This window comes from Microlunatus antarcticus (assembly GCF_014193425.1).
GTDB classification, from domain to species: domain Bacteria; phylum Actinomycetota; class Actinomycetes; order Propionibacteriales; family Propionibacteriaceae; genus Microlunatus; species Microlunatus antarcticus.
Genome location: NZ_JACHZG010000002.1, coordinates 112,561 through 137,456, shown reverse-complemented (window position 1 = coordinate 137,456; position 24,896 = coordinate 112,561). Strand labels below are relative to the sequence as shown.

At 72.8% G+C, this 24,896-nt stretch carries 24 protein-coding genes; 18 read left to right on the top strand and 6 right to left on the bottom strand.

Annotated elements, in window-relative coordinates:
- The first annotated feature begins 65 nt into the window (after positions 1-65).
- Genes FHX39_RS18530 through FHX39_RS18520 form a run of 3 tightly spaced genes read left to right on the top strand, consistent with a single transcriptional unit; the run spans position 66 to position 4,846 of the window.
- Positions 66-1,265 carry a glycosyltransferase gene (locus FHX39_RS18530; RefSeq protein ID WP_183341943.1) on the top strand — a complete coding sequence of 400 codons (1,200 nt, stop codon included), beginning with the start codon at positions 66-68 and terminating at the stop codon, positions 1,263-1,265.
- Positions 1,262-2,323 carry a glycosyltransferase family 9 protein gene (locus tag FHX39_RS22325; RefSeq protein ID WP_183341941.1) on the top strand — a complete coding sequence of 354 codons (1,062 nt, stop codon included), beginning with the start codon at positions 1,262-1,264 and terminating at the stop codon, positions 2,321-2,323. The genes FHX39_RS18530 and FHX39_RS22325 overlap by 4 nt, the downstream gene beginning before the upstream one ends.
- Before the next feature lie 51 nt (positions 2,324-2,374).
- A complete protein-coding gene (locus tag FHX39_RS18520; RefSeq protein ID WP_183341939.1) occupies positions 2,375-4,846 on the top strand; it encodes a phosphoketolase family protein in 2,472 nt (823 codons plus the stop codon).
- A 216-nt stretch (positions 4,847-5,062) separates the two neighbouring features.
- Here the strand turns inward: FHX39_RS18520 and FHX39_RS18515 are convergent, their stop codons facing one another.
- Positions 5,063-5,965 carry a 2-deoxy-5-keto-D-gluconate 6-phosphate aldolase domain-containing protein gene (locus FHX39_RS18515; RefSeq protein ID WP_183341936.1) on the bottom strand — a complete coding sequence of 301 codons (903 nt, stop codon included), beginning with the start codon at positions 5,963-5,965 and terminating at the stop codon, positions 5,063-5,065.
- 91 nt (positions 5,966-6,056) lie between these two features.
- Between FHX39_RS18515 and FHX39_RS18510 the strand changes: the two genes are divergently transcribed.
- Positions 6,057-6,359: a DUF427 domain-containing protein gene (locus tag FHX39_RS18510; protein ID WP_183341934.1), complete on the top strand. Its 303-nt coding sequence runs from the start codon at positions 6,057-6,059 to the stop codon at positions 6,357-6,359.
- A 69-nt stretch (positions 6,360-6,428) separates the two neighbouring features.
- Here FHX39_RS18510 and FHX39_RS18505 read toward each other — a convergent pair whose 3' ends face one another.
- Positions 6,429-7,625, bottom strand: coding sequence for a TerC family protein (locus tag FHX39_RS18505; protein WP_183341932.1), 1,197 nt, complete (start codon positions 7,623-7,625; stop codon positions 6,429-6,431).
- Positions 7,626-7,795: 170 nt separating this feature from the next.
- Between FHX39_RS18505 and FHX39_RS18500 the strand changes: the two genes are divergently transcribed.
- Genes FHX39_RS18500 through FHX39_RS21485 form a run of 6 tightly spaced genes read left to right on the top strand, consistent with a single transcriptional unit; the run spans position 7,796 to position 12,987 of the window.
- The gene (locus FHX39_RS18500; RefSeq protein ID WP_183341930.1) at positions 7,796-8,773 is read left to right on the top strand and encodes a Bug family tripartite tricarboxylate transporter substrate binding protein; all 978 of its coding nucleotides are present in this window, start codon (positions 7,796-7,798) and stop codon (positions 8,771-8,773) included.
- On the top strand, positions 8,770-9,351 hold the full coding sequence (locus FHX39_RS18495) for a tripartite tricarboxylate transporter TctB family protein (RefSeq protein WP_183341928.1): 582 nt from the start codon (positions 8,770-8,772) through the stop codon (positions 9,349-9,351). Before FHX39_RS18500 ends, FHX39_RS18495 begins: the two co-directional genes overlap by 4 nt.
- Positions 9,351-10,844, top strand: coding sequence for a tripartite tricarboxylate transporter permease (locus tag FHX39_RS18490; RefSeq protein ID WP_183341926.1), 1,494 nt, complete (start codon positions 9,351-9,353; stop codon positions 10,842-10,844). The genes FHX39_RS18495 and FHX39_RS18490 overlap by 1 nt, the downstream gene beginning before the upstream one ends.
- Positions 10,841-11,233 carry a universal stress protein gene (locus FHX39_RS18485; protein ID WP_183341924.1) on the top strand — a complete coding sequence of 131 codons (393 nt, stop codon included), beginning with the start codon at positions 10,841-10,843 and terminating at the stop codon, positions 11,231-11,233. Before FHX39_RS18490 ends, FHX39_RS18485 begins: the two co-directional genes overlap by 4 nt.
- 5 nt (positions 11,234-11,238) lie before the next feature.
- Positions 11,239-12,261 (top strand): ankyrin repeat domain-containing protein, encoded by a 1,023-nt coding sequence (locus tag FHX39_RS18480; RefSeq protein ID WP_183341922.1) that lies wholly within the window; start codon positions 11,239-11,241, stop codon positions 12,259-12,261.
- Between the two features lie 9 nt (positions 12,262-12,270).
- On the top strand, positions 12,271-12,987 hold the full coding sequence (locus FHX39_RS21485; protein ID WP_183341920.1) for a ZIP family metal transporter: 717 nt from the start codon (positions 12,271-12,273) through the stop codon (positions 12,985-12,987).
- 360 nt (positions 12,988-13,347) lie between these two features.
- Here FHX39_RS21485 and FHX39_RS18470 read toward each other — a convergent pair whose 3' ends face one another.
- Positions 13,348-14,805 (bottom strand): protealysin inhibitor emfourin, encoded by a 1,458-nt coding sequence (locus FHX39_RS18470; protein WP_183341917.1) that lies wholly within the window; start codon positions 14,803-14,805, stop codon positions 13,348-13,350.
- Between the two features lie 521 nt (positions 14,806-15,326).
- Here FHX39_RS18470 and FHX39_RS18465 point away from each other — a divergent pair.
- On the top strand, positions 15,327-15,473 hold the full coding sequence (locus FHX39_RS18465) for a hypothetical protein (protein WP_183341915.1): 147 nt from the start codon (positions 15,327-15,329) through the stop codon (positions 15,471-15,473).
- A gap of 103 nt (positions 15,474-15,576) precedes the next feature.
- Here the strand turns inward: FHX39_RS18465 and FHX39_RS18460 are convergent, their stop codons facing one another.
- A complete protein-coding gene (locus FHX39_RS18460; protein ID WP_183341913.1) occupies positions 15,577-16,545 on the bottom strand; it encodes a helix-turn-helix domain-containing protein in 969 nt (322 codons plus the stop codon).
- Between the two features lie 132 nt (positions 16,546-16,677).
- Here FHX39_RS18460 and gndA point away from each other — a divergent pair, with 132 nt between their 5' ends.
- Positions 16,678-18,192: an NADP-dependent phosphogluconate dehydrogenase gene (gene gndA, locus FHX39_RS18455; protein WP_183341911.1), complete on the top strand. Its 1,515-nt coding sequence runs from the start codon at positions 16,678-16,680 to the stop codon at positions 18,190-18,192.
- Positions 18,189-19,424 carry a CDP-glycerol glycerophosphotransferase family protein gene (locus FHX39_RS18450; protein ID WP_183341909.1) on the top strand — a complete coding sequence of 412 codons (1,236 nt, stop codon included), beginning with the start codon at positions 18,189-18,191 and terminating at the stop codon, positions 19,422-19,424. The genes gndA and FHX39_RS18450 overlap by 4 nt, the downstream gene beginning before the upstream one ends.
- Before the next feature lie 10 nt (positions 19,425-19,434).
- Here the strand turns inward: FHX39_RS18450 and FHX39_RS18445 are convergent, their stop codons facing one another.
- Entirely contained in the window at positions 19,435-19,695 is a 261-nt protein-coding gene (locus tag FHX39_RS18445; RefSeq protein WP_183341907.1) for a PLD nuclease N-terminal domain-containing protein, read from the bottom strand.
- 73 nt (positions 19,696-19,768) lie between these two features.
- Here FHX39_RS18445 and FHX39_RS18440 point away from each other — a divergent pair, with 73 nt between their 5' ends.
- From FHX39_RS18440 to FHX39_RS18430, 3 genes are read left to right on the top strand one after another with little or no spacing between them, the layout of a single operon-like run.
- Positions 19,769-20,557 (top strand): CDP-alcohol phosphatidyltransferase family protein, encoded by a 789-nt coding sequence (locus FHX39_RS18440; protein WP_183341905.1) that lies wholly within the window; start codon positions 19,769-19,771, stop codon positions 20,555-20,557.
- Complete coding sequence (locus FHX39_RS18435; RefSeq protein ID WP_332836974.1) at positions 20,554-21,456, top strand: glycosyltransferase family 2 protein; 903 nt, start codon at positions 20,554-20,556, stop codon at positions 21,454-21,456. The genes FHX39_RS18440 and FHX39_RS18435 overlap by 4 nt, the downstream gene beginning before the upstream one ends.
- Positions 21,457-21,480: 24 nt before the next feature.
- Positions 21,481-22,125, top strand: coding sequence for a dihydrofolate reductase family protein (locus FHX39_RS18430; protein WP_183341903.1), 645 nt, complete (start codon positions 21,481-21,483; stop codon positions 22,123-22,125).
- 21 nt (positions 22,126-22,146) lie between these two features.
- On the opposite strand, the gene FHX39_RS18425 is transcribed toward FHX39_RS18430, so the two are convergent.
- Positions 22,147-22,788, bottom strand: a complete 642-nt coding sequence (locus FHX39_RS18425; RefSeq protein WP_183341901.1) for a dihydrofolate reductase family protein — start codon at positions 22,786-22,788, stop codon at positions 22,147-22,149.
- Between the two features lie 91 nt (positions 22,789-22,879).
- Here FHX39_RS18425 and FHX39_RS18420 point away from each other — a divergent pair, with 91 nt between their 5' ends.
- Positions 22,880-23,803, top strand: coding sequence for an RNase H family protein (locus FHX39_RS18420; RefSeq protein WP_183341899.1), 924 nt, complete (start codon positions 22,880-22,882; stop codon positions 23,801-23,803).
- On the top strand, positions 23,793-24,884 hold the full coding sequence (gene cds1, locus FHX39_RS18415; RefSeq protein WP_183341897.1) for an L-cysteine desulfhydrase Cds1: 1,092 nt from the start codon (positions 23,793-23,795) through the stop codon (positions 24,882-24,884). Before FHX39_RS18420 ends, cds1 begins: the two co-directional genes overlap by 11 nt.
- Positions 24,885-24,896: the final 12 nt, after the last annotated feature.

The window sequence follows — 24,896 nt, the reverse complement described above, 5'->3', positions numbered from 1 at the left end:
TCGCAGATCGTGGCACGCCGACGGCACCCGTTCCTGGGCGCCGGGTCGTCGGCGGAGGGAGCACGGTGCGCGTCGCCCTGGTCTGCGGGACCTACGCGCCCGAGCGCGACGGCGTGGCCGACTACGTCCGCCGCCTGGCCACCGAGCTCCGGGCCGCCGACCCGGCGACCGACGTCGTCGTGGCCGCACGCGTCGCCGAGCCCGGCTCCGCGGCCACGGAGGCGTTCCCGGTCACGCCGGACTGGTCCGCGCGGAACGTCCACCGCGCCGCCCGCGCGCTCGACGGCCTGGGCGTCGACCTCGTGCACGTGCAGTGGGCCCCCTCCGCGTACGGGTGGTCGGGTGCGGTCGGCGCGCTGCCCGCGTTCCTGCGGACGCCGGTCGTCACGACGCTCCACGAGTACGGCGGGTGGGCCTGGCCCGCGTGGGTTCCGCCGCGGGTGTGGCCGACCCTGGAACGTGGCGGTCGCCGCGACCGGGAGAGCGGGCTCCTCGGGCCGCGGAGCCGGGCGCTGGTCGTGACGAACGAGGGTCACGCGAGCCTGGTGCGGAGCCGGCTGCACCGCGAGCCGACCCTGATCCCCATCGGCCCGAACGTCCCCGGTCCGGCGCCCGACGCCGCCGCCGCCCGGGCTCGGGTGCGGGACCGCGTACGGGGCCGGCTCGGTCTGGCCGACGGGGTGCCGCTGCTGGTGTTCTTCGGCTTCGTGCACCCGGTCAAGGGTGTGCGTGAGCTCGTCGACGCGACCGCCCTGCTGCGCGACGCGGGGGTCGACGTGCACGTGGAGGTGGCGGGCGGCTTCGCCTCGCTCGCGCTGCCGGGCGCCGAGGCGCGGTCGTTCCGCGCGGAGGTCGAGCAGCGCATCGCGGACCGCGGGGTCGGCGACCGCGTACGGCTGACCGGCTGGGTCGACGGCTCCGCCGTGTCGGAGCTGCTGTCCGCGGCCGACGCCGTGGTGCTGCCGTTCACGGCGGGCGTGACCACCAAGAGCGGGTCGCTGCTGGCCGCGCTGGAGCACGGAGCACCCGTGCTCGCCACCGTCGCCGACACCCGCGACCCCGCGCTGGTCGACGGCGTCACGGTCCTCGACGTCGCCGCACGGCGCGACCCGGCGGCGATCGCCGCGGCGGTCCGGCGCCTGCTCGACGACCCGGCGCTCGCGGGGACGGTGGCGCGGCGCGGCGAGGCGCTGGCGGCCGGCCGCGGCTGGGCCACGATCGCGGCGAGGCACCGCGCCGTCTACGACTCGGCGCTCGGGACGTGACGGGGCTCCGGCGGATCCTGGTCGTCGAGCTGCTCGGCGGCTTCGGCGACGTGCTGCTCCTCCTGCCCGCGGTGCACGCCCTCGCCCGCAGCCACCCCGCCGCCGAGCTGACCGTCCTCACCTTCACGCCCGGCGACGCGCTGCTGGCCCACGACCCGCTCGTCGCGCGGGTCGTCGGCACGAGCGACCACGCCGACGGCGCTCCCCGTCGGGCCGTCGAGGCCGAGCTCGACGCGGCCGAGGCGGCGGGGAGCGCGTACGACCTCGTCGTCACCACGACCACGTACGACGGCATCGCCGACCTCTGCGCAGCCCGGGCACCGCAGGCGGTCACCAACCTGTGGCGCTCCCCGCCCACCGACGAGCGGATCGACCGCCGGTTCCTCCGGCTGCTGGCCGCCGACGGCCTCGTGGACCCCGCGTACGCCGACGAGCCGCTCGTGATCACCCTCACCGAGCGAGAGCGAGCCGCAGCGCGCACCCGGCTGCAAGACTTCTGGGCGGTTGACGACACCACAGGTCGTTCCCGCGTCAGAAGTTCGCCAGTCGTCCTGGTGCCCGGGTCCGGGATGCGGGTCAAGGAGTGGCCGGCCGAGCGCTGGGCCGAGCTCGCTGCCCGGGCCGGGGCGGCGGGCCGGCCTGTGCTCACGGCCGGGGTCGCGGGCAGCGCACCCGTCCCCGGAACCTTCCTCCTCCCGCCCGGTGACCTGCGCGCGCTCGCCGCGCACCTGGCCGTCGTCGGCGAGCGCGGCGGGGTCGTGGTCGGCGGGGACACCGGGCCGGTGCGCCTCGCGACGGCGGTCGGTGCGTACGCCGTCGGCCTCTTCGGTCCCACCGTGGTCGGACGCTACGGGCTCGACCCGCGGTTCGGGGCGTCGCTGCAGGGCCTGCCCGGCTGCGAGGTCCGGCGCCCGCTGGCCATCACCGAGCAGGAGTGCTGGTGGTCGGCGCGCTGCCCGCTCACCGGGGACGACCCGGCCTGCCTGGCCGACCTGGGCGTCGAGGAGGTCGCGGCGGCTGTCCTCACACCGCGCGTTCGCTTCGAACGGTCGCCGTAGGTTCACGTAGGCGGCCTTCGGGGTCGGGAGGTCCGGCCCTACCTTGTGGACATGACACAGCTGGCCAGCATGGGTGGAGACACCTCCGCGGACTTCGACGACGCCGGCGGTGGTCCGACGATCGCGCCGACGCCGTACGAGCTGGGCACGCCACCGGGGGTGCTCGACCCCGAGGAGCTCCGGCTGGTCGACGCCTGGTGGCGGGCCGCGAACTACCTCGCGGTCGGCCAGATCTACCTCATGGCCAACCCCCTGCTGCGCGAGCCGCTGCAGGCCGAGCACGTGAAGCCGCGGCTGCTCGGCCACTTCGGCACCGTGCCCGGGCTCAACCTCGCGTACGTCCACGCGAACCGGCTGATCAAGGAACGCGACCTCGACGCCGTCTTCGTCGCCGGTCCCGGGCACGGCGGCCCCGGCCCGAACGCGTGCGCCTGGCTCGAGGGCACCTACTCCGAGCTCTACAGCCACATCCCGCAGGACGCGCGCGGCATGCAGTCGTTCTTCCACCAGTTCTCCTTCCCGGGCGGCGTCCCGAGCCACTGCGCGCCCGAGACCCCCGGCTCGTTCCACGAGGGCGGCGAGCTCGGCTACTCGCTGCTGCACGCGTACGGCGCCGCGCTCGACAGCCCGGACCTGACCGTCTTCTGCGTGGTCGGCGACGGCGAGGCCGAGACCGGACCGCTGGCCGGCAGCTGGCACGCGGCCAAGTTCATCGACCCGGCGCGCGACGGCGCGGTGCTGCCGATCCTGGCCCTCAACGAGTTCAAGATCGCCAACCCGACGATCCTCGCGCGCATCCCCGAGTCCGAGCTGTTCGAGCTGATGCGCGGCTACGGCTACGACCCGCACATCGTCTCCGGCGACGACCCGGGCACCGTGCACCAGGCGTTCGCGGAGACGCTCGAGACCTGCCTCGACAAGATCGCGGCCATCCAGCAGCAGGCGCGCAGCGCGCCGTCGGAGCTCGGTCCGGACAGCTCGGCCCCGGCCTGGCCCATGATCGTCATGCGGACCCCGAAGGGCTGGACGTGCCCGCCCGAGGTCGACGGCCAGCGCGTGGAGGGGACGTTCCGCGCCCACCAGGTGCCGCTCCCCAGCGCGCACACCGACAGCAAGCACCGCGCCGTCCTCGAGCAGTGGATGAAGGCCTACCGGCCCGAGGAGCTCTTCGACGACGAGGGTCGCCCGGTCCCCGAGCTGCTCGCCCTGCCCCCGACCGGCACCCGGCGGATGAGCGACAACCCGGTAGCGAACGGCGGCATGCTGCGCGACCTGCAGCTGCCCGACTGGCGCGACTACGGGGTCGACGTCCCGGCCCCGGGCGTCCAGTCGCACGAGGCCACGCGGGTGCTCGGCGGCTGGCTGCGCGACGTGACGAAGAACAACCCGACGAACTTCCTGACCATGGCGCCCGACGAGCTGGCCAGCAACCGGCTCCAGGACATCCTCGAGGTGACCGGCCGCAAGTGGGAGATCGGGGAGGGCCCGTTCGACGAGCGCCTCGACCGCTCCGGGCGGGTGATCGAGGTCCTGTCCGAGCACATGTGCGAGGGGCTGCTGGAGGGCTACCTGCTCAGCGGCCGGCACGGGGCCTTCACCTGCTACGAGGCGTTCATCCACATCGTCGACTCGATGTTCAACCAGCACGCGAAGTGGCTGCAGACCAGCGCGCAGGTGCCGTGGCGGCGCCCGATCGCGAGCCTGAACTACCTGCTCAGCTCGCACGTGTGGCGCCAGGACCACAACGGCCTCACCCACCAGGACCCGGGCTTCCTCGACGTGGTGCTCAACAAGGACCCGTCCGTGGTGCGGATCTACCTGCCGCCGGACGCCAACACGCTGCTGTCGACCTTCGACCACTGCCTGCGGTCGCGGCACTACGTGAACGTCGTCGTCGCGGGCAAGCAGCCGCAGTTCGACTACCTGTCGGTGGAGGACGCCGCCCTGCACTGCGCGCGCGGCGCCGGGATCTGGGAGTGGGCCAGCAACAAGGACGACGTCAGCACGCTGCCGGACGTGGTGCTGGCGAGCGCCGGGGAGGTGCCGACGCTGGAGGTGCTGGCCGCCGCGTCGATCCTGCGGGAGCGCCTGCCCGACCTGCGCGTGCGCGTGGTCAACGTCGTCGACCTCATGCGGCTCCTGCCCGAGGCCGAGCACCCGCACGGGATGCCCGACCGTGAGTTCGACACACTCTTCACCGCGACGCAGCCGGTCATCTTCGCCTTCCACGGCTACCCGTGGCTGGTGCACCGCCTGACCTACCGCCGCACCAACCACAACCAGTTCCACGTGCGTGGCTACAAGGAACGCGGCACGACGACCACGCCGTTCGACATGGTCATGCTGAACGACCTCGACCGCTTCCACCTGGTCATGGACGTGATCGACCGGGTTCCTGCGCTGGGCGCGCGGTGCGCCGGGCTCCGCCAGGAGATGGAGGACGCGCGCCTGCGCGCTCGCACCTACACCCGCGAGCACGGCATGGACGACCCCGCCGTCTCCAGCTGGACCTGGCAGGGCTGACCCCCTCACGGCTCGGGCCTGCTCGCGTCCGGGCCGCCTCAGGAGTTTCACGTTGACGTGAAACTCCCCTGCTCACCACGGCAGATCTGCTGTGGTGAGCACCGGTCTTTCACGTTTACGTGAAACTCCTGTGGTCGGCGCGCTGTGGTTTGGGCCGTGTGGTCCGCGCGCTGCTGGTCGGGGCGCCGAGGTCGGGTTGCTGCCCGCGTGGGCAGGTCAGCGGGCCGCGAGGTACGTCCGGACGTAGTGCAGGTAGTTCGCCCCCACCGTCTCCAGGAACGTGGCTTCGTCGGCGTCGCGGAGGTACTGCTCGAGCGCCTCCTTCCAGATGGAGCGCCCGATGGCGAAGCCGACGAAGCCGTCCACCCCCGCCGCGACCTGCAGCCAGTGGTCGAGCTTCTCCTGCGGCGCGTCGCGGCCGAGAACGATGCAGTCGGCGTCGCGACCGCCGGCCCGGGCCCCGGCCACGATCCGCCGGGCGGCCTCGGCCGTCTCCAGCCCCTCGATCTTCCACAGCGTGGGCTCGACGCCCGCGGCCTGCACGGCCTCCATGACCCGCACCACCAGACCGGGCCGGACGTCACGGTCGTACGCGGTGCTGTCGCCGCCCACCGACGCGAGCTGGGCGTCCGACGCCGGGACGAGCAGCTCGAGCAGGAAGGGCAGCCCCGATCCGTGCAGCGACGCCGAGAGCGAGGCGAGCTTGCCCAGCTGGTCCTGGGTGTCGGCACTGCTGTCGTCCGGGTTCATCCGGACGAGCACCTTGACGTAGTCGGGCTGCCAGCGCGCGATGTGCTCGGGCGTCGCGTCGGCGTACTCGAGGTCGAAGAGGTGCTGCCCGCTCTTCTCGACCGGGTACGCCAGCACCCGACCGTCGGCGTGCGCCTGCTCCAGGACCGCCGGGCCGTACTCCTCGTCGACCAGCACGCCGATCTGGGCGTCCTCGACCTGGTCGGCGACGGCGGCGACGCCGCGGTAGACCAGCGTCTTCGCCGCCCGCATCCGCTCGACCTGCTCCGGCGTCGCCTCGTCCTCCTCGGTGCCGAAGAGCTTGGCGAACGAGTCCCGCTGGTCCATGGCGAGGATCAGCAGCGGGTGGGCGGTGGTGGGACGTTCCATGGCTTCATCGTGCCCCTCGCCCAAGCGCGCGGGACGAGGGGTGACGATGGCTGGCAGGATGTCCGTCCGCAGCACCACGAAGGAGCACCGCATGAAGGCCACCGTCGACGGCACCGTGATCGCCGAGGCACCGCAGGAGGACCTGATCAAGATCGAGGGGAACTGGTACTTCCCCCCGGCCAGCGTCGGCAGCGACCGGCTCGAGCCCAGCCCCACCCCGTACACGTGCCCGTGGAAGGGCCCGTGCCAGTACTTCGATGTCGTCGTCGACGGCAAGCGCCGGCCGGACCTCGCCTGGGCCTACCCGCACCTGATCGACGGCGCCGTGCAGCGGGTCGGGAAGGACTTCAGCAACTACGTCGCGTTCGCGCCGGGGGTCGAGGTCAGCGGCTGACCCGCCCGCGTACGTGCGAACGCCCCCTGAGCCCTTCGACAGGCTCAGGGGGCGCTCTCGTGATCTGCGTCAGCGGGAGGTCTGCGCCAGGTACGCGTCGTGCTCGGCGTGGGCCTCGCCGAGGAGGCGCATGAGCTTGTCCTCCTCGCGGATGCGGGCGCGGTACTTCTCGGGCAGCCCCCGCATCGTCTCTTCCTCGCCCACGAGCTTGTCCCAGATCTTCGAGCGCAGCTGCGGGTCGGTCTCGAAGTTCGTGTCGAGGTACTGCGAGGCGTGCCGGCGGGCGTTGGAGACGGCGTTCTGCGCCCGACCCTTCGGGCTGACCAGCGAGGCGACGACGGTGACCACGAGGACCCCGAGGATGACCGACAACGACAGCCCGGTGCTGATCTCGAAGACGTTCACGTGCTCGCCGTCGTTGATGAACGGCACGGTGTTCTCGTGCAGCGCGTGCAGGATCAGCTTCACGCCTATGAACGCGAGGATCGCCGCGAGCCCGTACGTGAGGTAGATCAGGCGGTCGAGCAGGCCGTCGATCAGGAAGTAGAGCTGGCGCAGGCCGAGCAGCGAGAAGGCGGTCGCGGTGAAGACGATGAAGACGTTCTGCGTGAGCCCGAAGATCGCCGGGATCGAGTCGAGCGCGAAGAGGATGTCCGTGCCACCGATGGCGGCCATCACGAGGAGCATCGGCGTCATCACGCGCTTGCCGTCCTCGACCGTGAACAGCTTGTCGCCGTCGTAGTGCTCGGACGTGCTGAACAGCCTGCGCGCGATCCTGATCATGACGTTGTCGGCGCCGTGGCTGTCCTCCCCCTCGGGCTTGAGCAGGTTGCCCGCGGTGACGAGCAGGATCAGGCCGAAGAGGTAGAAGACCCAGGCGAAGCTGTTGATCAGCGCGGCGCCCAGGAAGATGAAGCCGGTCCGCGCGATCAGCGAGAAGACGATGCCGAAGAGCAGCACCTTCTGCTGGTCGGCGCGGGGGACCTTGAAGCTGGTCATGATGATCAGGAAGACGAAGAGGTTGTCGACCGACAACGCCTTCTCGGTGATGTAGCCGGCGAAGTACTCTCCGCCGGCCTCGGTGCCACCGATCACCAGCACGCCGACCCCGAAGGCCAGGGCGATGCCGACGTAGACGGCCGACCAGCGGGCCGCCTCGGAGAGCGTGGGGGTGTGCGCCTTGCGCACGTGGAACACGAAGTCGAAGACCAGGAGGCCGACCACGAAGACGATGGTCAGGGTCCAGGCGAGGGGTGTGACGTCCATTCGGGGCGCTTTCGTCGGGAACGGGCGGCACACCAGAATAGTTGAGGGCGCCGGTCGGCCCCCGCCCCTCGCGACGGCCCCGGGCCTGACCGGCTAGGGTCTTCCCTCACCGAGCCCAGCGGGCACGATCCGCGGGCACGATCCGGACGACGACGTCGAGGAGCACACGGGTGGAGCTGAGTCGCCGCACGTTCCTGGCGGGGGCGTTGAGCACCACCGCCCTCGCGGCGACGGGCTGCGCCGGCACCGTCGCCCAGCCCGGGGACCTGTCCCGGCTGCGGATCATGTCGCCGGCCAGCCCCGGTGGTGGCTGGGACACGACGGCGCGGCTGCTGCAGCGCGTGATCCGGTCCACGGGTATCGCCCGGAACGTGCAGGTCTTCAACGTCGAGGGCGCGGGCGGCACGATCGGGCTCGGCCAGCTCTCGCGCGAGACCGACGACGCGCTGATGATGATGATGGGCCTCGTCATGGTCGGCGCGATCGAGACGAACGAGTCGGCCGTGGGCCTGGCCGACGTGACCCCGGTCGCCCGGCTGCTCGGCGAGCCGGAGATCATCGTGGCGCCCAAGAGCTCCCCGTACGACACCCTCGCCGACTTCGTGCGCGCCTGGAAGGACGACCCGCGCGGCCTGCCCATCGCCGGCGGATCGGCCGGGGGCACGGACCAGGTCCTCGCCGGGCTGCTGGCCGACGCCGGGGGCGTCGACCCCAAGCAGATCAACTACATCGCCTACTCCGGCGGCGGCCAGTCGCTCGCCGCGCTGCTCGGCAACCAGGTCGCGGCCGGCATCTCGGGCGTGGGGGAGTACGGCGAGCAGGTGCTCTCGGGCGACCTCAAGGGCTGGGCCGTCTCGAGCCCCGAGCGGTCCCCGCAGGTCCCCGACGTGCCGACGATCAAGGAGTCGGGCTTCGACCTCGTCGTCTCCAACTGGCGCGGGCTGATGACCCACCCGGGCATCAGCGAGCAGGCGCTGACCGACCTCATCGCCCTCGTGCAGCAGGCGCACGACACCGACGAGTGGCGCGAGGTGCTGAGCAACCAGGGCTGGGACGACGAGTTCCTGACCGGGGCGGACTACGGCCGGTTCCTGGCCGACGAGGAGCGACGCGTGACCCAGATCCTCCGCGACATCGGGCTCGTGTGAGCGCGCCCGAGCCGGCGTCCGCACCGGCCCCCGTCGACCCGCGCACGCCCGAGCCGTGGGAGGTCGCGGAGTCCCCGCGCCGCCCGCGCAACAACGGCGAGCTCGCACTGAGCACGCTCCTGCTGCTGCTCGGGATCTACCTCGTCATCGGCGCCGGCTCCATCACCATCCCGGGGTCGTCGAACACGGTCGGCCCGCGCTTCTTCCCCTACCTCGTCGGGGCCGCGACGATCGCGATCGGCGGCGTGCTGGCGATCCGCGTGCTGCGCGGCGACCAGGGCCCCGAGGAGGCCGGCGAGGACGTCGACCCGGACGCGAAGACCTCCTGGCGGGCGGTCGGGATCATCTCGCTGGCGTTCCTCGCGCACGCGCTCCTGATCAACGTCATCGGCTGGCCGCTCTCGGTGACGCTCATGTTCGGCGTCGTCGCCTGGTCCCTCGGCTCGCGGGGCGTCGTCCGCCCGCTGATCGCCGGCGGCATCGTGTCGGTCGTGGTGTGGCTGGTCTTCGTCAAGGCCCTCGGCGTCGTGCTGCCGGGCGGGATCCTGCTCGAGCTCGCGACCGGGTGGATCGGCTGATGGACGCCCTCGTCCAGCTCGGCCAGGGTTTCGCCGACGCCGTCACGCCGCTCAACCTGCTCTTCGCGCTGATCGGCACCCTGCTGGGGACCGCGGTCGGCGTGCTGCCCGGCATCGGCCCGGCCATGACGGTCGCGCTGCTGCTGCCGATCACGTACGTCCTCGAGCCGACCGGCGCGTTCATCATGTTCGCCGGCATCTACTACGGCGGGATGTACGGCGGCTCGACCACCTCGATCCTGCTGAACACCCCCGGCGAGTCGAGCTCGATCATGACCGCGCTCGAGGGCAACCTCATGGCCAAGGCGGGCCGGGGTGCGGCCGCCCTCGGCACCGCGGCCATCGGCTCCTTCGTCGCCGGCACCATCGGCACCCTGCTGCTCGCCCTCGTCGCTCCCGCCGTGGTCACGCTGGCCGTGGCGATCGGCCCGGCCGACTACTTCGCCCTCGCGCTGCTCGCCTTCGTCGCGGTCTCGACGGTGCTGGGCGCCTCACCGCTGCGCGGGCTGGCCTCGCTGTGCATCGGGCTGTTCCTCGGCCTGGTCGGCACGGACCTGCTGACCGGGCAGCAGCGCTTCACCTTCGGCGTCCCGCAGCTGGCCGACGGCATCGACGTGGTCGTCGTCGCCGTCGCGCTCTTCGCGGTCGGCGAGGCCCTGCACGTGGCCTCGAGGCTGCGCCACGGGCCCGTCGAGGTGATGAGCAGCAGCGGCAGCTTCATGACCCGCGAGGACTTCCGACGTTCCTGGAAGCCGTGGCTCCGCGGGACCGCGTTCGGCTTCCCCTTCGGTGCGCTGCCCGCCGGGGGCGCCGAGATCCCGACGTTCCTGTCGTACGCGACGGAGCGGCGCCTCTCCAAGCACCCCGACTTCGGCAAGGGCGCGATCGAGGGCGTGGCGGGACCGGAGGCGGCGAACAACGCCGCCGCGGCCGGCGTGCTCGTCCCGCTGCTGACGCTCGGTCTGCCGACCTCGGCCACCGCGGCGATCCTGCTGGCCGCGTTCCAGGGCTACGGGATCCAGCCGGGCCCGACGCTGCTGACGACCGAGTCGTCGCTGGTCTGGACGCTGATCGCCTCGCTGTTCATCGGCAACACGATGCTGCTGGTGCTCAACCTGCCGCTGGTCGGCGTGTGGGTGAAGCTGCTGAAGATCCCGCGGCCCTACCTCTACGCCGGCATCCTGATGTTCGCCTCGCTGGGCTCGTACGCGGTCAACGCCGACCCGCTCGACCTCGTCATCCTGCTGGTCATCGGGCTCCTCGGCTTCGCCATGCGCCGCTTCGGCTGGCCGGTCGCGCCGGCCGTCATCGGGCTGATCCTCGGGCCGGTGGCCGAGACCAACCTGCGCCGGGCGCTCGCCATCAGCGACGGGGACCTGACCGTGCTGGTGTCCTCGCCCTTCAGCGTGGTCGTGCTCCTGGTCGCCGTGCTGGCGGTCGTCGGTCCCCCGGTCCTGCGCAAGATCCGTGCCCGAGAGGCGGTGCCCGCGTGAGCGCGGTGGTGGTCGGCTACGTCCCCAGCCCCGAGGGCCGGGCGGCCCTGGACACCGGGATCAGCGAGGCGCGGCTGAGGGGGGCGCGGCTGGTCGTCGTGAACACCACCCGCGGGGACGCGCTGGTCGACGACCGCTACCTGGCCGGCGACGGGCTCGCCGCGCTCCAGGCGGAGCTCGACGCGCTCGACCTGGAGACGGAGCTCCGGCAGCCGACGACGTACGACGACGTCGCGGACGACCTCGACGCCATCGCCGACGAGGTCGGCGCGGACCTGATCGTCATCGGGCTGCGCCGCCGGTCGCCGGTGGGCAAGCTGATTCTCGGCAGCGCGGCGAGCCGGATCCTGCTGACCGCCCACCACGCGGTGCTCGCGGTCAAGGCGTAGACCGCGTGGCCGAGAATCCTTCGGCAGGCTCAGGACAAGCTACGGCGGCCACGTTCCTCGCGCTCGCATGCCTGACCTACGTCGACGACGGTCCCGACCGCTGGCGCGCCGCCGTCACGCTGCTCGCCGACCACCCGGACCTGCCCCGTCGTGACGTCCACGTCGCCGCGGCGACCGGGGACGCGCCGGCTCTGGCCGCGCTGCTGCGGGCGGACCCCGGGCTCGCCGACGTCCGCCGGCCCGACGGCTTCACGCCGCTGATGAGCCTGGCGTACGCGCGGGTGCCGCAGGACGACGCGTACGGTGCGGCCCGGCTCCTGCTCGACGCGGGCGCCGACCCGGACGCGGGCGTGCTGCTCGGCGGTGAGGCCCCGCCCTTCACCGTGCTGACCGGGTGCTTCGGCGAGGGCGAGCAGGGACCGGGTCGTACGCCGCGGCACCCGCAGGGCGACGCGCTCGCCGGGCTGCTCCTCGACCGCGGGGCGGATCCGGACGACGGGCAGACGCTCTACAACCGGATGTTCGGACGCGACGACGGGCACCTCCGCGTCCTGCTCGCCCACGGCCTCGGCCGGGGCAACGGCGGGACGTGGCGCCGGCGGCTGGGGGAGCGGCAGGCGACCCCGCAGCGGTTGGTCGCCCTGCAGGTGGACCGGGCCCGGGCGCACGGGCTGACCGACCGGCTGGCGCTGCTGGCGGCATACGGGTTCGTCGAGGGCACCCCGGCCGACGACCCCTCGCCCTGGTCCCAGACGGACCTCCCGCCCATCGCCGCTGCCGGCACCCCCGACGGCGTCCGGGCACTGGTCGCGGCCGGCGGCGACCTGGACGCCAAGGTCCACGGGCGCACGCTGCTCCACCACGCGGCGTGGGCCGACGACGTCGAGCTCGCACGGGCGCTGCTCGACGGCGGTGCCGATCCGGAGGTCCTCGACGACGACCACGGCTCCACCCCGCTCGGCTGGGCGCGGTGGGCGTACGCGGCCGGCACGACCGCCCTGCTCGGACCCGTGACCCGCGAGGTCTAACCTCCACCCGTGGGTGCCGCGCTGCTGTTCGCACTGGTGCCGGTCCTGGCGGCCGCCCTCTCCGGCGCCGTCGCCGCGGTCCGGGCGCCGGGGGAACGTCTGACGAGCGGCCTCCAGCACTTCGCGGCCGGGGTCGTCTTCGCCGCGGCGGCCATCGAGCTGCTGCCCGGCGTGCTCGCACGCTCACCCCTGGTCGCGGTCGCGGGCTTCGCGGCGGGGATCGCGGTGATGTTCGGCTTCCGAGCGGCGAGCGAGCACCTGGAGCACCGGCGCGAGGCCGCCGGGCACGCCGGGCTGCCGATCGGGCTCATGGTGGCCATCGGCGTCGACTTCTTCATCGACGGGCTGATCCTCGGCGCGGGCTTCGCCTCCGCGGCACGCGTCGGGGTCCTGCTCACCGTGGCGCTGACCGTCGAGTACCTCTTCGTCGGGCTCTCGCTGTCGGCCACGCTGGCGGGGACGGTCTCGCGCCGCTTCGTGGCGTTCGCCCCGGTCGTCCTGGCGCTGCTGACCGTGGCGGGGACGGCGGTCGGGGTGGCGACGCTCTCGGGCGCGAGCCCGACGCTGCTGGCCGGCGTCCTCGCCTTCGGGGCCGTCGCCTTCATGTACCTGGCGACCGAGGAGCTGCTCGTGGAGGCCCACGCGAAGGGCGAGACGAGCATCGGCAGCGTCGGCTTCTTCGTCGGCTTCCTGATCTACCTCGTCCTGTCCGAGCTCGTCGGCTGACGCCCCACCCCCGCGTGCGACACGCGCGGAGGTGGGGTTGCATCAGACCACCCGAAGGGGTGGTCTAGGTTGCTGCGTCAAGAACCCCAACCGAAGGAGCAGTCATGAACAGAGGTCTCATCGGCACCATCATCGGCATCCTGGTGATCATCATCCTCGTGATCGTGATCCTCCAGCTCACCTGACGTTCGTCAGCGGCTAGGTCGTGTCTCTCGATTCCAGCGGGCGCAGCCGCGGCCCCGCATCCCGACCGGCTGCGTCGGAGTCGCTCAGCGCAGCCCGCTGCGCTTTCGCTCCTCCTCCTGGCCGGATCGGGCGCGGATGCCACGCCTGCACCTGCCGGAGATCGCGAGACACGACCTAGCGGTCCTGCTGGTCGAGCACGATCTGCACGACCCGGGTGAGCTCGGGCGTGAGGTCCTGCTCGGGGACCGTCAGCTCGAACGACCGGCAGGCCACCGTGTAGGTGAAGCGGTCCGGGCTCGGCTCCGACGGGGCCAGGCCGGACACGCTGATCTGGCTCAGCAGGCGGCGCAGCTCGTCGGCCGAGTCGTCGTTCCCGAGGCTCATCTCGGCGAACCGCGGGACGCCGGTGAAGCCGCCCGTGCGACGGACGGCGACGACGTCGTCGCCGTCCTCGCCCGGCAGGGCCGGGACCCCCTGGGAGGCGGAACCGGACGGCTCGGCGGGCTCGGTGGGCGCGGCCGGGGCGGCCGGGGTCAGCGGGGCGGCGACCGCGGCCGAGCCGTCCAGCAGCAGGCCCACCTCCTGCCACGCCAGGGTCACCTGCTGCGCCACGGACGCGTCGTCGGGGAACAACCCCGTCGCCGCGTCGACGGTCGCCCGCGCGAAGCCGGCGAAGTCCGTGGAAGGCGTCACGCCGCCGCCGGTGATGGCGGCGTACCAGACCTGCCCCGGGCGCTCCCAGCTGTTGCCGCCGATCCCCTTCGCGGCCAGGGCGAAGGCGCGGTTGGGGATGCCCGAGTTGATGTGCACGCCGCCGCTGTCCTCCTCGGTCTCGACGTAGGCGTCCATGCTGGCGACCTGCGGGTCGCGCCCCAGCCGCGGGTCGTCGTACGCGGTGCCCGGCGCGATCATCGACCGCAGGGCCGTGGCCTTCACGTCGGGCAGGAACAGGCCCACGCCGATGAGCCAGTCGGCCTCGTCGGCGCTCTGCCCGAGCGCGCGCTGCTTGGCGATGGCGGCGAACACGTCGCTGACGCTCTCGTTGAGCGCCCCGGACTGGCCCTGGTAGGTCAGCCCGGCGGTGAACTGCGTGACCCCGTGGGTGAACTCGTGGACCGTGACGTCGAGCGGCTTGGTGAAGCGGTCGAAGACCTGGCCGTCCCCGTCGCCGAAGACCAGCTGGGTGCCGTCCCAGAACGCGTTGTCGTAGTCCCGGCCGTAGTGCACGGTCACCGAGAGCGGTGTCCCCTCACCGTCCACCGAGCGCCGGTCGAAGACGTCGGCGAAGAGGTCCCAGGCGACCCCGGAGTGGTCGTGCGCCTCGTCGACGGCCGCGTCGCCCGTGGGCGGGTCGTCCTCGTCGCGCACGCGCGTCCCGGGCAGCACCTCGGCGCCCTGCGCGTCGTAGACGACGCGGTTGCCGCCGGCGTCGGGGGCGAGCGGCGGGGTGGTGGACGACGCCTCGGCCCGTCGGGTGCGCATCCGTTCGTCGACGGCCAGGGTGTCGCGCCCGTCCGCGACCAGACGGCGCTCCCGGGAGGTCTCGGTGACCCGCTGCAGGAGGTACGGCGGGACGAAGCCGCAGCGCTGCGGCGGGGTGCCCACGGACGGGGCTGGGGTGGTCGTCGTCATCTCCCTACGATGACACCCGGGTCCGACAGTGCGCGGAGGAGGACGGGCCGCGCGCGGCCCGGGGCAGAGTGCCCGAGCAGCTCGGCAAGCGCCAGGGGGCACGCCGTGGCGTCGTCCCTACCGGGGACAGAACGGCGATGTGCTTGACCTTACGCCTTTGCGGGTGAAGTGTGTCACACGACAACGAGGTGCGTGTCAGGACGCACCCCTGGCGCTGCACGACGCGCCACCGCCGAGACCGCCGGGCCCGAGGGCCCGCGCTCGCCGGGTCGTCCGCGGGAAGAGGGGCCGCACTCAGGGTCGAAGGCGGAGAACGGACAGCGTCCGGCTGTGTGCGCGTTGGGGTGGAAAGAGCACCTAACGCGATTTTGCCGTGTCCGCATCCGGAAATGTCCTCAACCTGACGCTGCTCCAGGGTGACCGGGTCGTGGAAACCGCATAACGTTCCGAACGACCCCCCAACGCGGCCCTTGGTGCAAAAAATTCTCGTATCAAGGGCCGAATAAGAAAGGATTCATCAGATGTTCTCCTCTCTCACCCTCCGCAAGGCCGTCCGTCTCTCCGCCACCTCCGTCGTGGCCGGCGCCACCGTGGCCTTCCTCTTCCTGGGCGGGCCCGCCGACGCCGCGCAGGTCGTGCGCGTCGTCCAGCTCGGTCGCGGCTACTGATCCACGCTCGGCCGCCGGTCGGCGGCCGCGCAGGACCTGCTCGCGAGAAGGGTGTCTCCGTCCGGAGGCACCCTTCTTGGCGTCCGCAGGGTTCTTCGGCGGGTCAGCCGCTGGTGCGCATGGAGTCGGCGCGGACCAGTGCCGCGCCCAGCTGCAGGCGCGTGGTGACGCCCAGCTCGTCCATCAGCTCGGCGATCCAGCGACGTACGGAGCGCACGTTGATCCCGAGCTGGTTGGCGATCGCGTCGTCGGTCGAGCCGCTCATCATCAGCGAGATCAGCATCTGGCGCCGCGGGTCGCCGTTGAGGTAGGTCCCGGCCGTGATCGGGATCGCCGTGTCCCACACCGCGTTGAAGAGCCACACGAGCGACTCGACGATCAGCGGGTGCCGCACGAAGCTGGCCCGCCGCTCGTGACCCGGCATGTAGGAGGGCATCGAGGGGATCCAGGCGATCTTGGCGTCGAAGAGGACGAGCTTCATCGGCACCGGTGCCGTCCTCGACTTCTCGCCCATGTTGGCGAAGAGCGCCATCTCCTCGAGCCGCTCCGGGTCGAAGCCCGGGTGGTAGACGCTGCGCTGCGAGACCCCGCGCTCCAGGGCGCGCCACTCCCCGGACGCCTCCCGGAGCTCGTCGGGCGACAGCATCGACGGCCCGCCGACGTACGGGGGCTTGTCGAACAGGCAGATCTCGGACGTCGTCTCGTCGCACAGCCGCGTGTACTCGGCCCACGACGTCTGGCCGACGAAGACCTGCACGTCGTCCTCGGAGCTGTGGGACGCGGCGAGCAGCTGGTTCTGCAGCGTGTCCGCCGCGATCACGGCGGCCTCGATCTCGGCGCGGCGCCGCAGCTCGAGACCCTTGACCACGTCACCGAGGGGGAGCGAGTTCCAGAGGCCCTCGCCCAGCGCCACCGCCAGGCCGAGATCGGCGAGCGTGTCGAGGTGCGCGGCGACCTGGGCGACCGGCGTGCCCGTCCGCTGCGTGAGCTCCTGCGCCGTGGCCTCGTCGAGCGAGGCGAGCACGACGTAGAGCGCCTCCGCGTCGGCGGGGATGCCCAGCGGTTCCAACAAGCTTCGGCCCTCGAACGTCGTTGACCAGACCCCTGGGGGAGGAGCCGCCCGTCCGACCCGAACGGATACGCTCCGAAGAGCGACGGTCCGTCCTCGCACGATGATGTCATAAACAGGACAAGGAGCAGGGTCATGAGCCAGCAAGCCGAGATCGGGGTCACGGGACTGGCCGTCATGGGGCGGAACCTCGCCCGGAACTTCGCCCGCCACGGCCACGTCGTGGCCATCCACAACCGCACCTTCGCCAAGACGCAGGCGCTGCTCGACGAGGCCGGCGACGAGGGCACGTTCCTCGCCTCGGAGAGCCTCGAGGACTTCGTCGCCTCCCTCGCCAAGCCGCGCAAGGTCATCATCATGGTCAAGGCCGGCCCGGGCACCGACGCGGTCATCGACGAGCTCGTGCCGCTGCTCGAGGAGGGCGACATCGTCGTCGACGCGGGCAACGCGCACTTCCCCGACACCATCCGTCGCGAGAACGCGCTGGCCGAGCACGGCCTGCACTTCGTCGGCAGCGGCGTCTCCGGGGGCGAGGAGGGCGCGCTCAACGGTCCGTCGATCATGCCGGGCGGGTCCCGCACGTCGTACGAGTCCCTCGGCCCGCTGCTCGAGGACATCTCGGCCAAGGTCGACGGCGTCCCGTGCTGCACCTACATCGGCCCCGACGGCGCCGGGCACTTCGTCAAGATGGTGCACAACGGCATCGAGTACGCCGACATGCAGCTGATCGCCGAGGCGTACGACCTCATCCACCGGGGTACGGGCAAGAGCCCCGCGGAGATCGCCGAGATCTTCACCGAGTGGAACAAGGGCGAGCTCGAGTCGTTCCTCATCGAGATCACCGCCACCGTGCTCGCCCAGACCGACGCGACCACCGGCCAGGCGCTCGTCGACGTCGTCCTCGACCAGGCGGAGCAGAAGGGCACCGGCCGCTGGACGGTGCAGAACGCGCTCGACCTCGGGGTGCCGATCACCGGGATCGCGGAGGCGACCTTCGCCCGGGCGCTCTCGGGCTCCGTGCCTCAGCGCGAGGCGGCCCGGGGCGTGCTGCCGGCCGGCACCGTGGAGTGGCACCGACCGACCAGCGCAGACGACGCCGACGCCTTCGTCGAGGACGTCCGGCGCGCGCTCTACGCCTCCAAGGTCGTCGCCTACTCCCAGGGCTTCGACCAGATCGCCGCGGCCAGCACCGAGTACGGCTGGGACATCGACCGCGGCGCGATGGCGCGGATCTGGCGCGGCGGCTGCATCATCCGGGCGCGCTTCCTGAACCGCATCACCGAGGCCTACGAGCGCGACCAGCACCTCCCGCTGCTCATCGCCGACGACTTCTTCGTCGGCGTCATCGACGAGTGCCTCGAGGCGTGGCGCCGGGTGGTCTCGGGTGCGGCGCTCAACGGCATCCCGACGCCGGCGTTCTCGTCGTCGCTCGCCTACTACGACGGCGTCCGGGCCGACCACCTGCCCGCGGCGCTGATCCAGGGCCTGCGCGACTTCTTCGGCGCGCACACCTACCGACGCGTGGACCGCGAGGGCACGTTCCACGTCGAGTGGAGCGGCGACCGTTCCGAGACGGCGGTGGGCGGGGACTTCAAGGCGGACAAGAGCACGCACACCGACGAGAAGAAGGTCGACCAGCCGATCTCGTGAAGCTCCCTCTCCCCGAGCTGCCCGGCGCCGCTCGCCTGCGTCGGGCGGCCGGTCTGGGCGCCGAGGCCGTCCGGCGTGCCCGCAACTCCGTGGCGGCGGGCGGGTTCGCCGAGAGGGCGGAGCAGAACGGCCTCGTTCCCAACGGCGGGGTCGCGGTCTACTTCTGCACCGACCCGGACAACCTGTTCCAGCTGGAGCAGTGGCGCCGCCCGCTCGAGCACCTCGCGCGGACGCGGCCGACCTTCGTCGTGGTCGACCGGCCCGACACCGGGGAGGCCGTGCTGGCGCGCAGCACCCTGCCCGTCGCCTTCGCCCAGGGCAGCGGCGCCCTGGAACGGCTCGTCGACGAGCGCGACGTGCGGGTCGTGCTCTACGTCAACCAGGTGGAGCGCAACTTCCGGATGCTCCGCTTCGCCGGTCCCGTGCACGTCCAGCTCGGGCACGGCGAGAGCGACAAGGCCTACAGCGTCTCCAACCAGCACAAGGCGTACGACCTGACCTTCGTCGGCGGTCCGGCGGGTCGCGACCGGCTCGGGGCGGCGCTGCGCGGCTTCGACGCGGACGCCCGCACCGTCCCGGTCGGCCGTCCTCAGCTCGACCACGCCTACCCGGGCGCACCCGACTGGTCGCGCGGCAGCGGGGTGCGGGTCTGGTACGCCCCGACCTGGGAGGGCGACCGGCCGAGCGTCGCGTACGGGTCGCTGGTCAGCCACGGCGTCGAGCTCGTCGAGGCGCTGGTCGCCGACCCGGACGTCCGTGTGGTCTACCGGCCGCACCCGCGCACGGGTCTCAGCTCGCCCCGCCACGCCGAGGCGGACCGCGCGGTCCGGGCGGTGCTCGCCCGCGACGGTGACCGGCACCTGGTCGACAGCGGCCCGTACGGGTGGCAGTGGGACTTCGCCGACGCCTGCGTCACGGACCTGTCCTCGGTCGCCTACGACTGGCTCGCCACGGGCAAGCCGCTCGTCGTCACCGAACCGGCGTCGTCGGAGGCCTACCGTCCCGCGTCCCGGCTGCTCGACGAGCTGCCGCTGCTCCCGGCGTCGGCGGCCGGCTCGGTGCTCGACGTGCTGGGGAGCCGTGGCCTGGGAGAGCCCGGGTCGGAGCGGGCGGTTGACCCGCTGCTGGCGGACCTCTCGGCGTACTACTTCGGCGAGACCGCCGAAGGAGCCAGCACCCGCCGGTTCGAGGCGGCGGTCGAGGCGGCCTGGTCGCTCGCGTCGACGCGCTGACCGTTCGGGCTCACAGACCGCGCAGGAAGTCCACGTCGTCGTCGGGGGCCTTGGGTCGGCCCAGGTTGCGGCCGGGTTCGCCGCGGGACTCGGCGGTCGGGCGGCCGAGGAACAGCCAGCCCAGCGCCCCCGCGAGCGGGAGGCAGATCACGGCCACGGCCCACAGCCAGCGCGGTGCGCGACGGACGGCGTACGGCGGCGCCTGCGCGACCTCCACCACGCAGTAGATCGTGAGCAGTGCCACGATCACCAGCGGGAGGAAGCGCCCCATGGGCCAAGAGTATGCGGGCGCGCCAGAGGCGCGGCAAGGACGGACAAGACGCTGCCCGACCTAGGCTGACCCGATGCTCACCGAGCGCCCTGCGCACCCGACGATCGCGCAGCTGCGGGAGGTGACCCAGCCGCCGAGCGTCCGCACGCGGGCCGGGGCCGAGCACTGGGTGGCCCACCTCTACCTGCGCGACCTCTCCCCCTACCTCACGCGCGTGCTGCTGCGGCTCGGCTTCTCCGCCGACGCCGTCACCTGGCTGATGATCCTGTGCGCGGCGCTCGCCGCCGTGTCCACGGGCTGGCCGACGCTGGCCGGGGCGATCGGGGTCGTCGTCTTCGCGCAGCTCCAGCAGCTCGTCGACTGCTGCGACGGCGAGGTCGCCCGCTGGCGCCAGACCTCGTCGCCGCGCGGGGTCTACCTCGACCGCGTGGGCCACTACGTCGCCGAGTGCGGGATCGCGGTCGCGCTGGGTGTCCGGGCGAACGGCGGGCCCGGGCTCAGCAGCGTCTGGATCAGCGCCGGTCTGGCCCTGGGCCTGCTGGTCTGCCTCAACAAGGTCGAGAACGACCTCGTCCACGTCGCCCGGCACTACGCCGGGATGTCGCAGGTGGCCGACGTCGAGGGCGTCCGCGTGCCGAGGGCCGGGATGCTGCGGACGGCGCGACGCGCGGCCCGGCTGGTCCCGTTCCACCGGATCTTCCACTCGATCGAGATGTCGCTGCTGATCCTCGTCGCGGCGGTCGTGGACCTCTTCGTCGGCGGCGTGGCCACGCAGGTGCTGCTCCTGCTGATGCTGGCCTCGGCGGTCGTCACCGTCGTCGGCCACCTCGTGGCCGTCCTCGGCTCCTCGAGGCTGCGGTGAGCGGGACGGGCGAGGTGAACGAGCCCACGACGACCGAGCCCACGCCGTTCGGGGTCGTGGTCCTCACGATGGGCAACCGGCCCGCCGACCTGCGCGCCGGGCTGGAGTCGCTGCTCGCCCAGCGCGACGTGGTGCTCGACGTCGTCGTGGTCGGGAACGGCTGGGAGCCGACCGGGCTGCCGGAGGGCGTCCGCGGGCTGGGGCTGCCGGTGAACCGCGGGATCCCGGCCGGCCGGAACGCCGGCGTCGGCGAGGTCTCCGGCGACCTGCTCTTCTTCCTCGACGACGACGCCGTGCTCCCGACCGACGACGTGCTGTCGCGGATGGCCGCCCAGCTCGCGGCAGACCCGACGCTCGGGCTCATCCAGCCGCGGGTGGTCGACCCCGAGGGCCGGGAGGCGCCGCGGCGCTGGACCCCGCGCGTCCGGGTCGGCGACCCGGGCCGGAGCAGCCCGGCCATGAACGTCTGGGAGGGCGCGGTCGCCGTACGGCGGACCGCCTTCGACTACGCCGGCGGCTGGCCGGAGCCGTTCTGGTACGCCCACGAGGGCGTGGAGCTGGCCTGGCGGGTCTGGGACGCCGGCTTCCACGTCCGCTACGACGGCGGCATCGAGGTGCACCACCCGGCGATCCAGCCGACGCGGCACGCCGAGTTCTACCGCTACCAGGCCCGCAACCGGGTCTGGCTGGCGCGGCGGAACCTGCCCCTCCCGGTCGGGGCCGCGTACGTCGCCGCCTGGGCCGCGATCGGGGGGATCCGGCTGCGCTCGGGCGAGGCGGTGCGCGAGACGCTGCGCGGCTACCGGCTCGGGCTCGTGGAGGACGGCGGCGAACGGCGCCCGATGTCGTGGCGCACGGTCTGGCGGATGGCGAAGGCCGGGCACCCGCCCGTGCTCTGAGCTCGGTGCGGACGAGGAGAGCACGTGCAGCAGCTGTTGAGGGTCCAGAACTTCGGCGTCTCGGCCGACGGGTACGGCGCCGGGGAGGGCCAGTCGCTGGAGCACCCCTTCGGGCACGCCGACCCCAGCACCCTGCTCGCCTGGGCTCCGGCCACCGCGAGCTGGGTCTACCGGACCGACGGGGGTGGCAGCCGGGGGCTCGACGACTACTTCACCCGCGACTACGACCGGAACATCGGCGCCGAGATCATGGGCCGCAACAAGTTCGGCCCGCAGCGGGGACCGTGGGAGGACCACGCCTGGCAGGGCTGGTGGGGCGACGAGCCGCCCTTCCGCACGCCGGCCTTCGTGCTCACCCACCACGCGCGTCCGTCGTTCACGCTGGGCGGCACCACCTTCCACTTCGTCTCGGGCACGCCGGCCGAGGTGCTCGCGCGGGCGCGCGAGGCCGCCGACGGCCGTGACGTCCGCCTCGGGGGAGGGGCGCAGTCCGTCCGAGAGTTCCTCGACGCCGGCCTCGTGGACACGCTGCACGTGACGGTCTCCGCGGTACAGCTGGGGGCGGGCAGCCGGCTCTGGGAGAGCCCCGAGGAGCTCGACGACCGCTACCACCACGACGTGGCGCCGAGCGAGAGCGGTGTCGTGCACCACCTGTTCTGGCGCCGCTGACCGTTCTGCGCGGGTCGCCGCTCAGGCGTCGCCGACGCCGCGGTCGGGGGCGGCCATGTCGCCCGTCCCGGGCACGCCGTCGGCGAGCGCGTAGCGCAGGTAGACGGTGCCCGAGCCCCCGGCCACGGGCGGCTCGAGGAGCGTCAGGTTGGTCGGCACCGCGCCCGACGCGAACACCTTCTTGCCCACGCCCAGGACGATCGGGTGGACCCACAGGTCGAGCCGGTCGAAGAGGCGCTCCCGCACGAGGGTCTGCACCAGGTCCAGGCTCCCGACGACCTTGATGTGCTCGTGCCGCTCCCGGATCTCGCGCACGGCCGCGGGCAGGTCCGGCCCGAGCTGGGTGGACCCGGCCCAGGACAGGTCGGCGCGGCCCCGGGAGGCCACGTACTTGGGGATGCGGTTGAAGAGCGAGGCGATCGCCCCGTCCTCGCCCCCGCTCTGCCGGGGCCAGTAGGCGGCGAAGATGTCGTAGGTCCGGCGCCCGAGCAGGAGGGCGTCCCTGCCCTCGTACGCCGCGCCGACCTGCGCGCCGGAGACCTCGTCCAGCAGGGGCGCCTGCCAGCCGCCGTACGGGAAGCCCTCCGGGTCCTCGTCGGGACCCCCGGGCGCCTGGGCGACGAGGTCGAGGGTGGCGAACAGCTCGAGGTGGATGAGGCCCATGTCGTGCTCCTGTCGTCGGGGTGCGTGAGGAGGTAGACCACCACCGGCGCCAGAATCATCGCCCCGGGCGCCGGCACGAGAGACTGGGGCCGTGACGATCGTGGCGGCCGCAGACGGCTCGGCTCTCGGCAACCCCGGCCCGGCCGGCTGGGCCTGGTACGTCGACGAGGGGTGCTGGGCGAGCGGCGGCTGGCCGCGCGGCACCAACAACATGGGCGAGCTGATGGCCGTGCTGGACCTGCTGCGCCAGACTGCGCACGTCGACGACGACCTGCTCGTCTACTGCGACAGCACGTACGTGATCAACGTCGTGACGAAGTGGATGGCGGGCTGGAAGCGCAAGGGCTGGCGCAAGGGGGACGGCAAGCCGGTCATGAACGTCGACCTCATCTCGGCCATCGACGTGGCCATGAAGGGCCGCCGCGTGACGTTCGAGTGGGTCAAGGGCCACGCCGGGCACCCGCTCAACGAGGCGGCCGACGTCCGTGCGGTCGCCGCGTCGACCGCGTTCCAGGCCCGGCGGCCGCACGACCCCGGACCTGGCTATGCTGGAGCTGCGTCCGCCGCCCCCGTCGAGGCGGTCGCGGCGGCCGAGGACCTGCTCTCCTTCGCCGAGCCCGCCCCCGAGCCCGGCCCCGCCGCGTCCTCCGGCGGGCAGGACCGGGACGGCGTGCTCCACGAGGTCGTCGACCTGGAACGGGCCCTCCTCAGCGACGCCGTGCGCGCCGACCCGGACCGGGTGGCGGCGCTGCTCGACCCGGCGTGGACCGAGTTCGGCGCCTCGGGCCGGCGCTGGAGCCGGGCGGAGATGCTGGCCGTGATCGCGCCGATCGGCGACCCGGACCTGGAGGTGCTGTCGGTCGAGACGCTCGCCCCCGACGTGGTGCTGCTCCTGTGGCGCAGCCTGACCGACGCCGGGTCGTCGCTGCGCAGCTCGGTCTGGGTGCGCTCCGGCGGTCGCTGGCGCCAGCGCTTCCACCAGGGCACCCCCGAAGGGGGCCGTCGTGCGCGGTGAGGAGGGTCGGGCGCACGACCGCGCGTGGCTCGAGTGGGCGCTCGGCCAGGTCGAGGCCGACGCCAACCGCAGCGCCGACACCCACCTGCACGTCTTCCCGCTGCCGCCGGAGTGGGGCGTCTCGCTCTACGTCAAGGACGAGTCGGTGCACCCGACGGGCAGCCTCAAGCACCGGCTCGCCCGCTCGCTCGTCCTGTACGGGCTGTGCAGCGGGTGGATCGAGCAGGGCACGACGCTGGTCGAGGCGTCGTCGGGCTCGACGGCGGTCAGCGAGGCGTACTTCGCGCGGCTGCTCGGGCTGCCCTTCGTCGCCGTGATGCCGGCGACGACGGTCAAGGAGAAGTGCGAGCTAATCGAGTTCTACGGCGGGAGGTGCCACCTGGTCGACCAGCCGGGGGCGATCTACGCCGAGGCCGAGCGGCTCGCGGCGGACTGCGGCGGGCACTACCTCGACCAGTTCACGTACGCCGAACGCGCCACCGACTGGCGGGGGAACAACAACATCGCCGAGTCGATGTTCGCGCAGCTGGGCCGCGAGCCGCACCCGGTCCCCGACTGGGTCGTCGTCGGGGCCGGCACGGGCGGGACCAGCGCGACCATCGGCCGCTACCTGCGCTACCACCGGCTGCCCACGTCGCTGTGCGTCGTCGACCCCGAGGGCTCGGCCTTCTGGCGCTCCTGGAGCACCGGTGACGCGACCGTCACCGCCACCGGCTCCCGGATCGAGGGGATCGGGCGGCCGCGGGTCGAGCCGAGCTTCGTGCCCGAGGTCGTCGACCGGATGATCGGCGTGCCCGACGCCGCGTCGGTCGCCGCGATGCGTTGGGGGACCGCCCGGATGGGCCGGGTCGCCGGCGGGTCGACCGGGACGAACCTCTGGGGCGCCTGCCAGCTCGTCGCCGAGCTGGTGGCGGAGGGTCGGCAGGGCAGCGTGGTCACGCTGCTGTGCGACGACGGCCGCCGTTACGCCAACAGCTACTACGACGACGCCTGGGTCGCGGCCCGCGGCTGGGACCTCGCCGGTCCCACGCGGGTGCTCGACCACTTCCTCGCCACCGGCGTCTGGGACGAGACCCGGTAGCCGGTGCCCCGG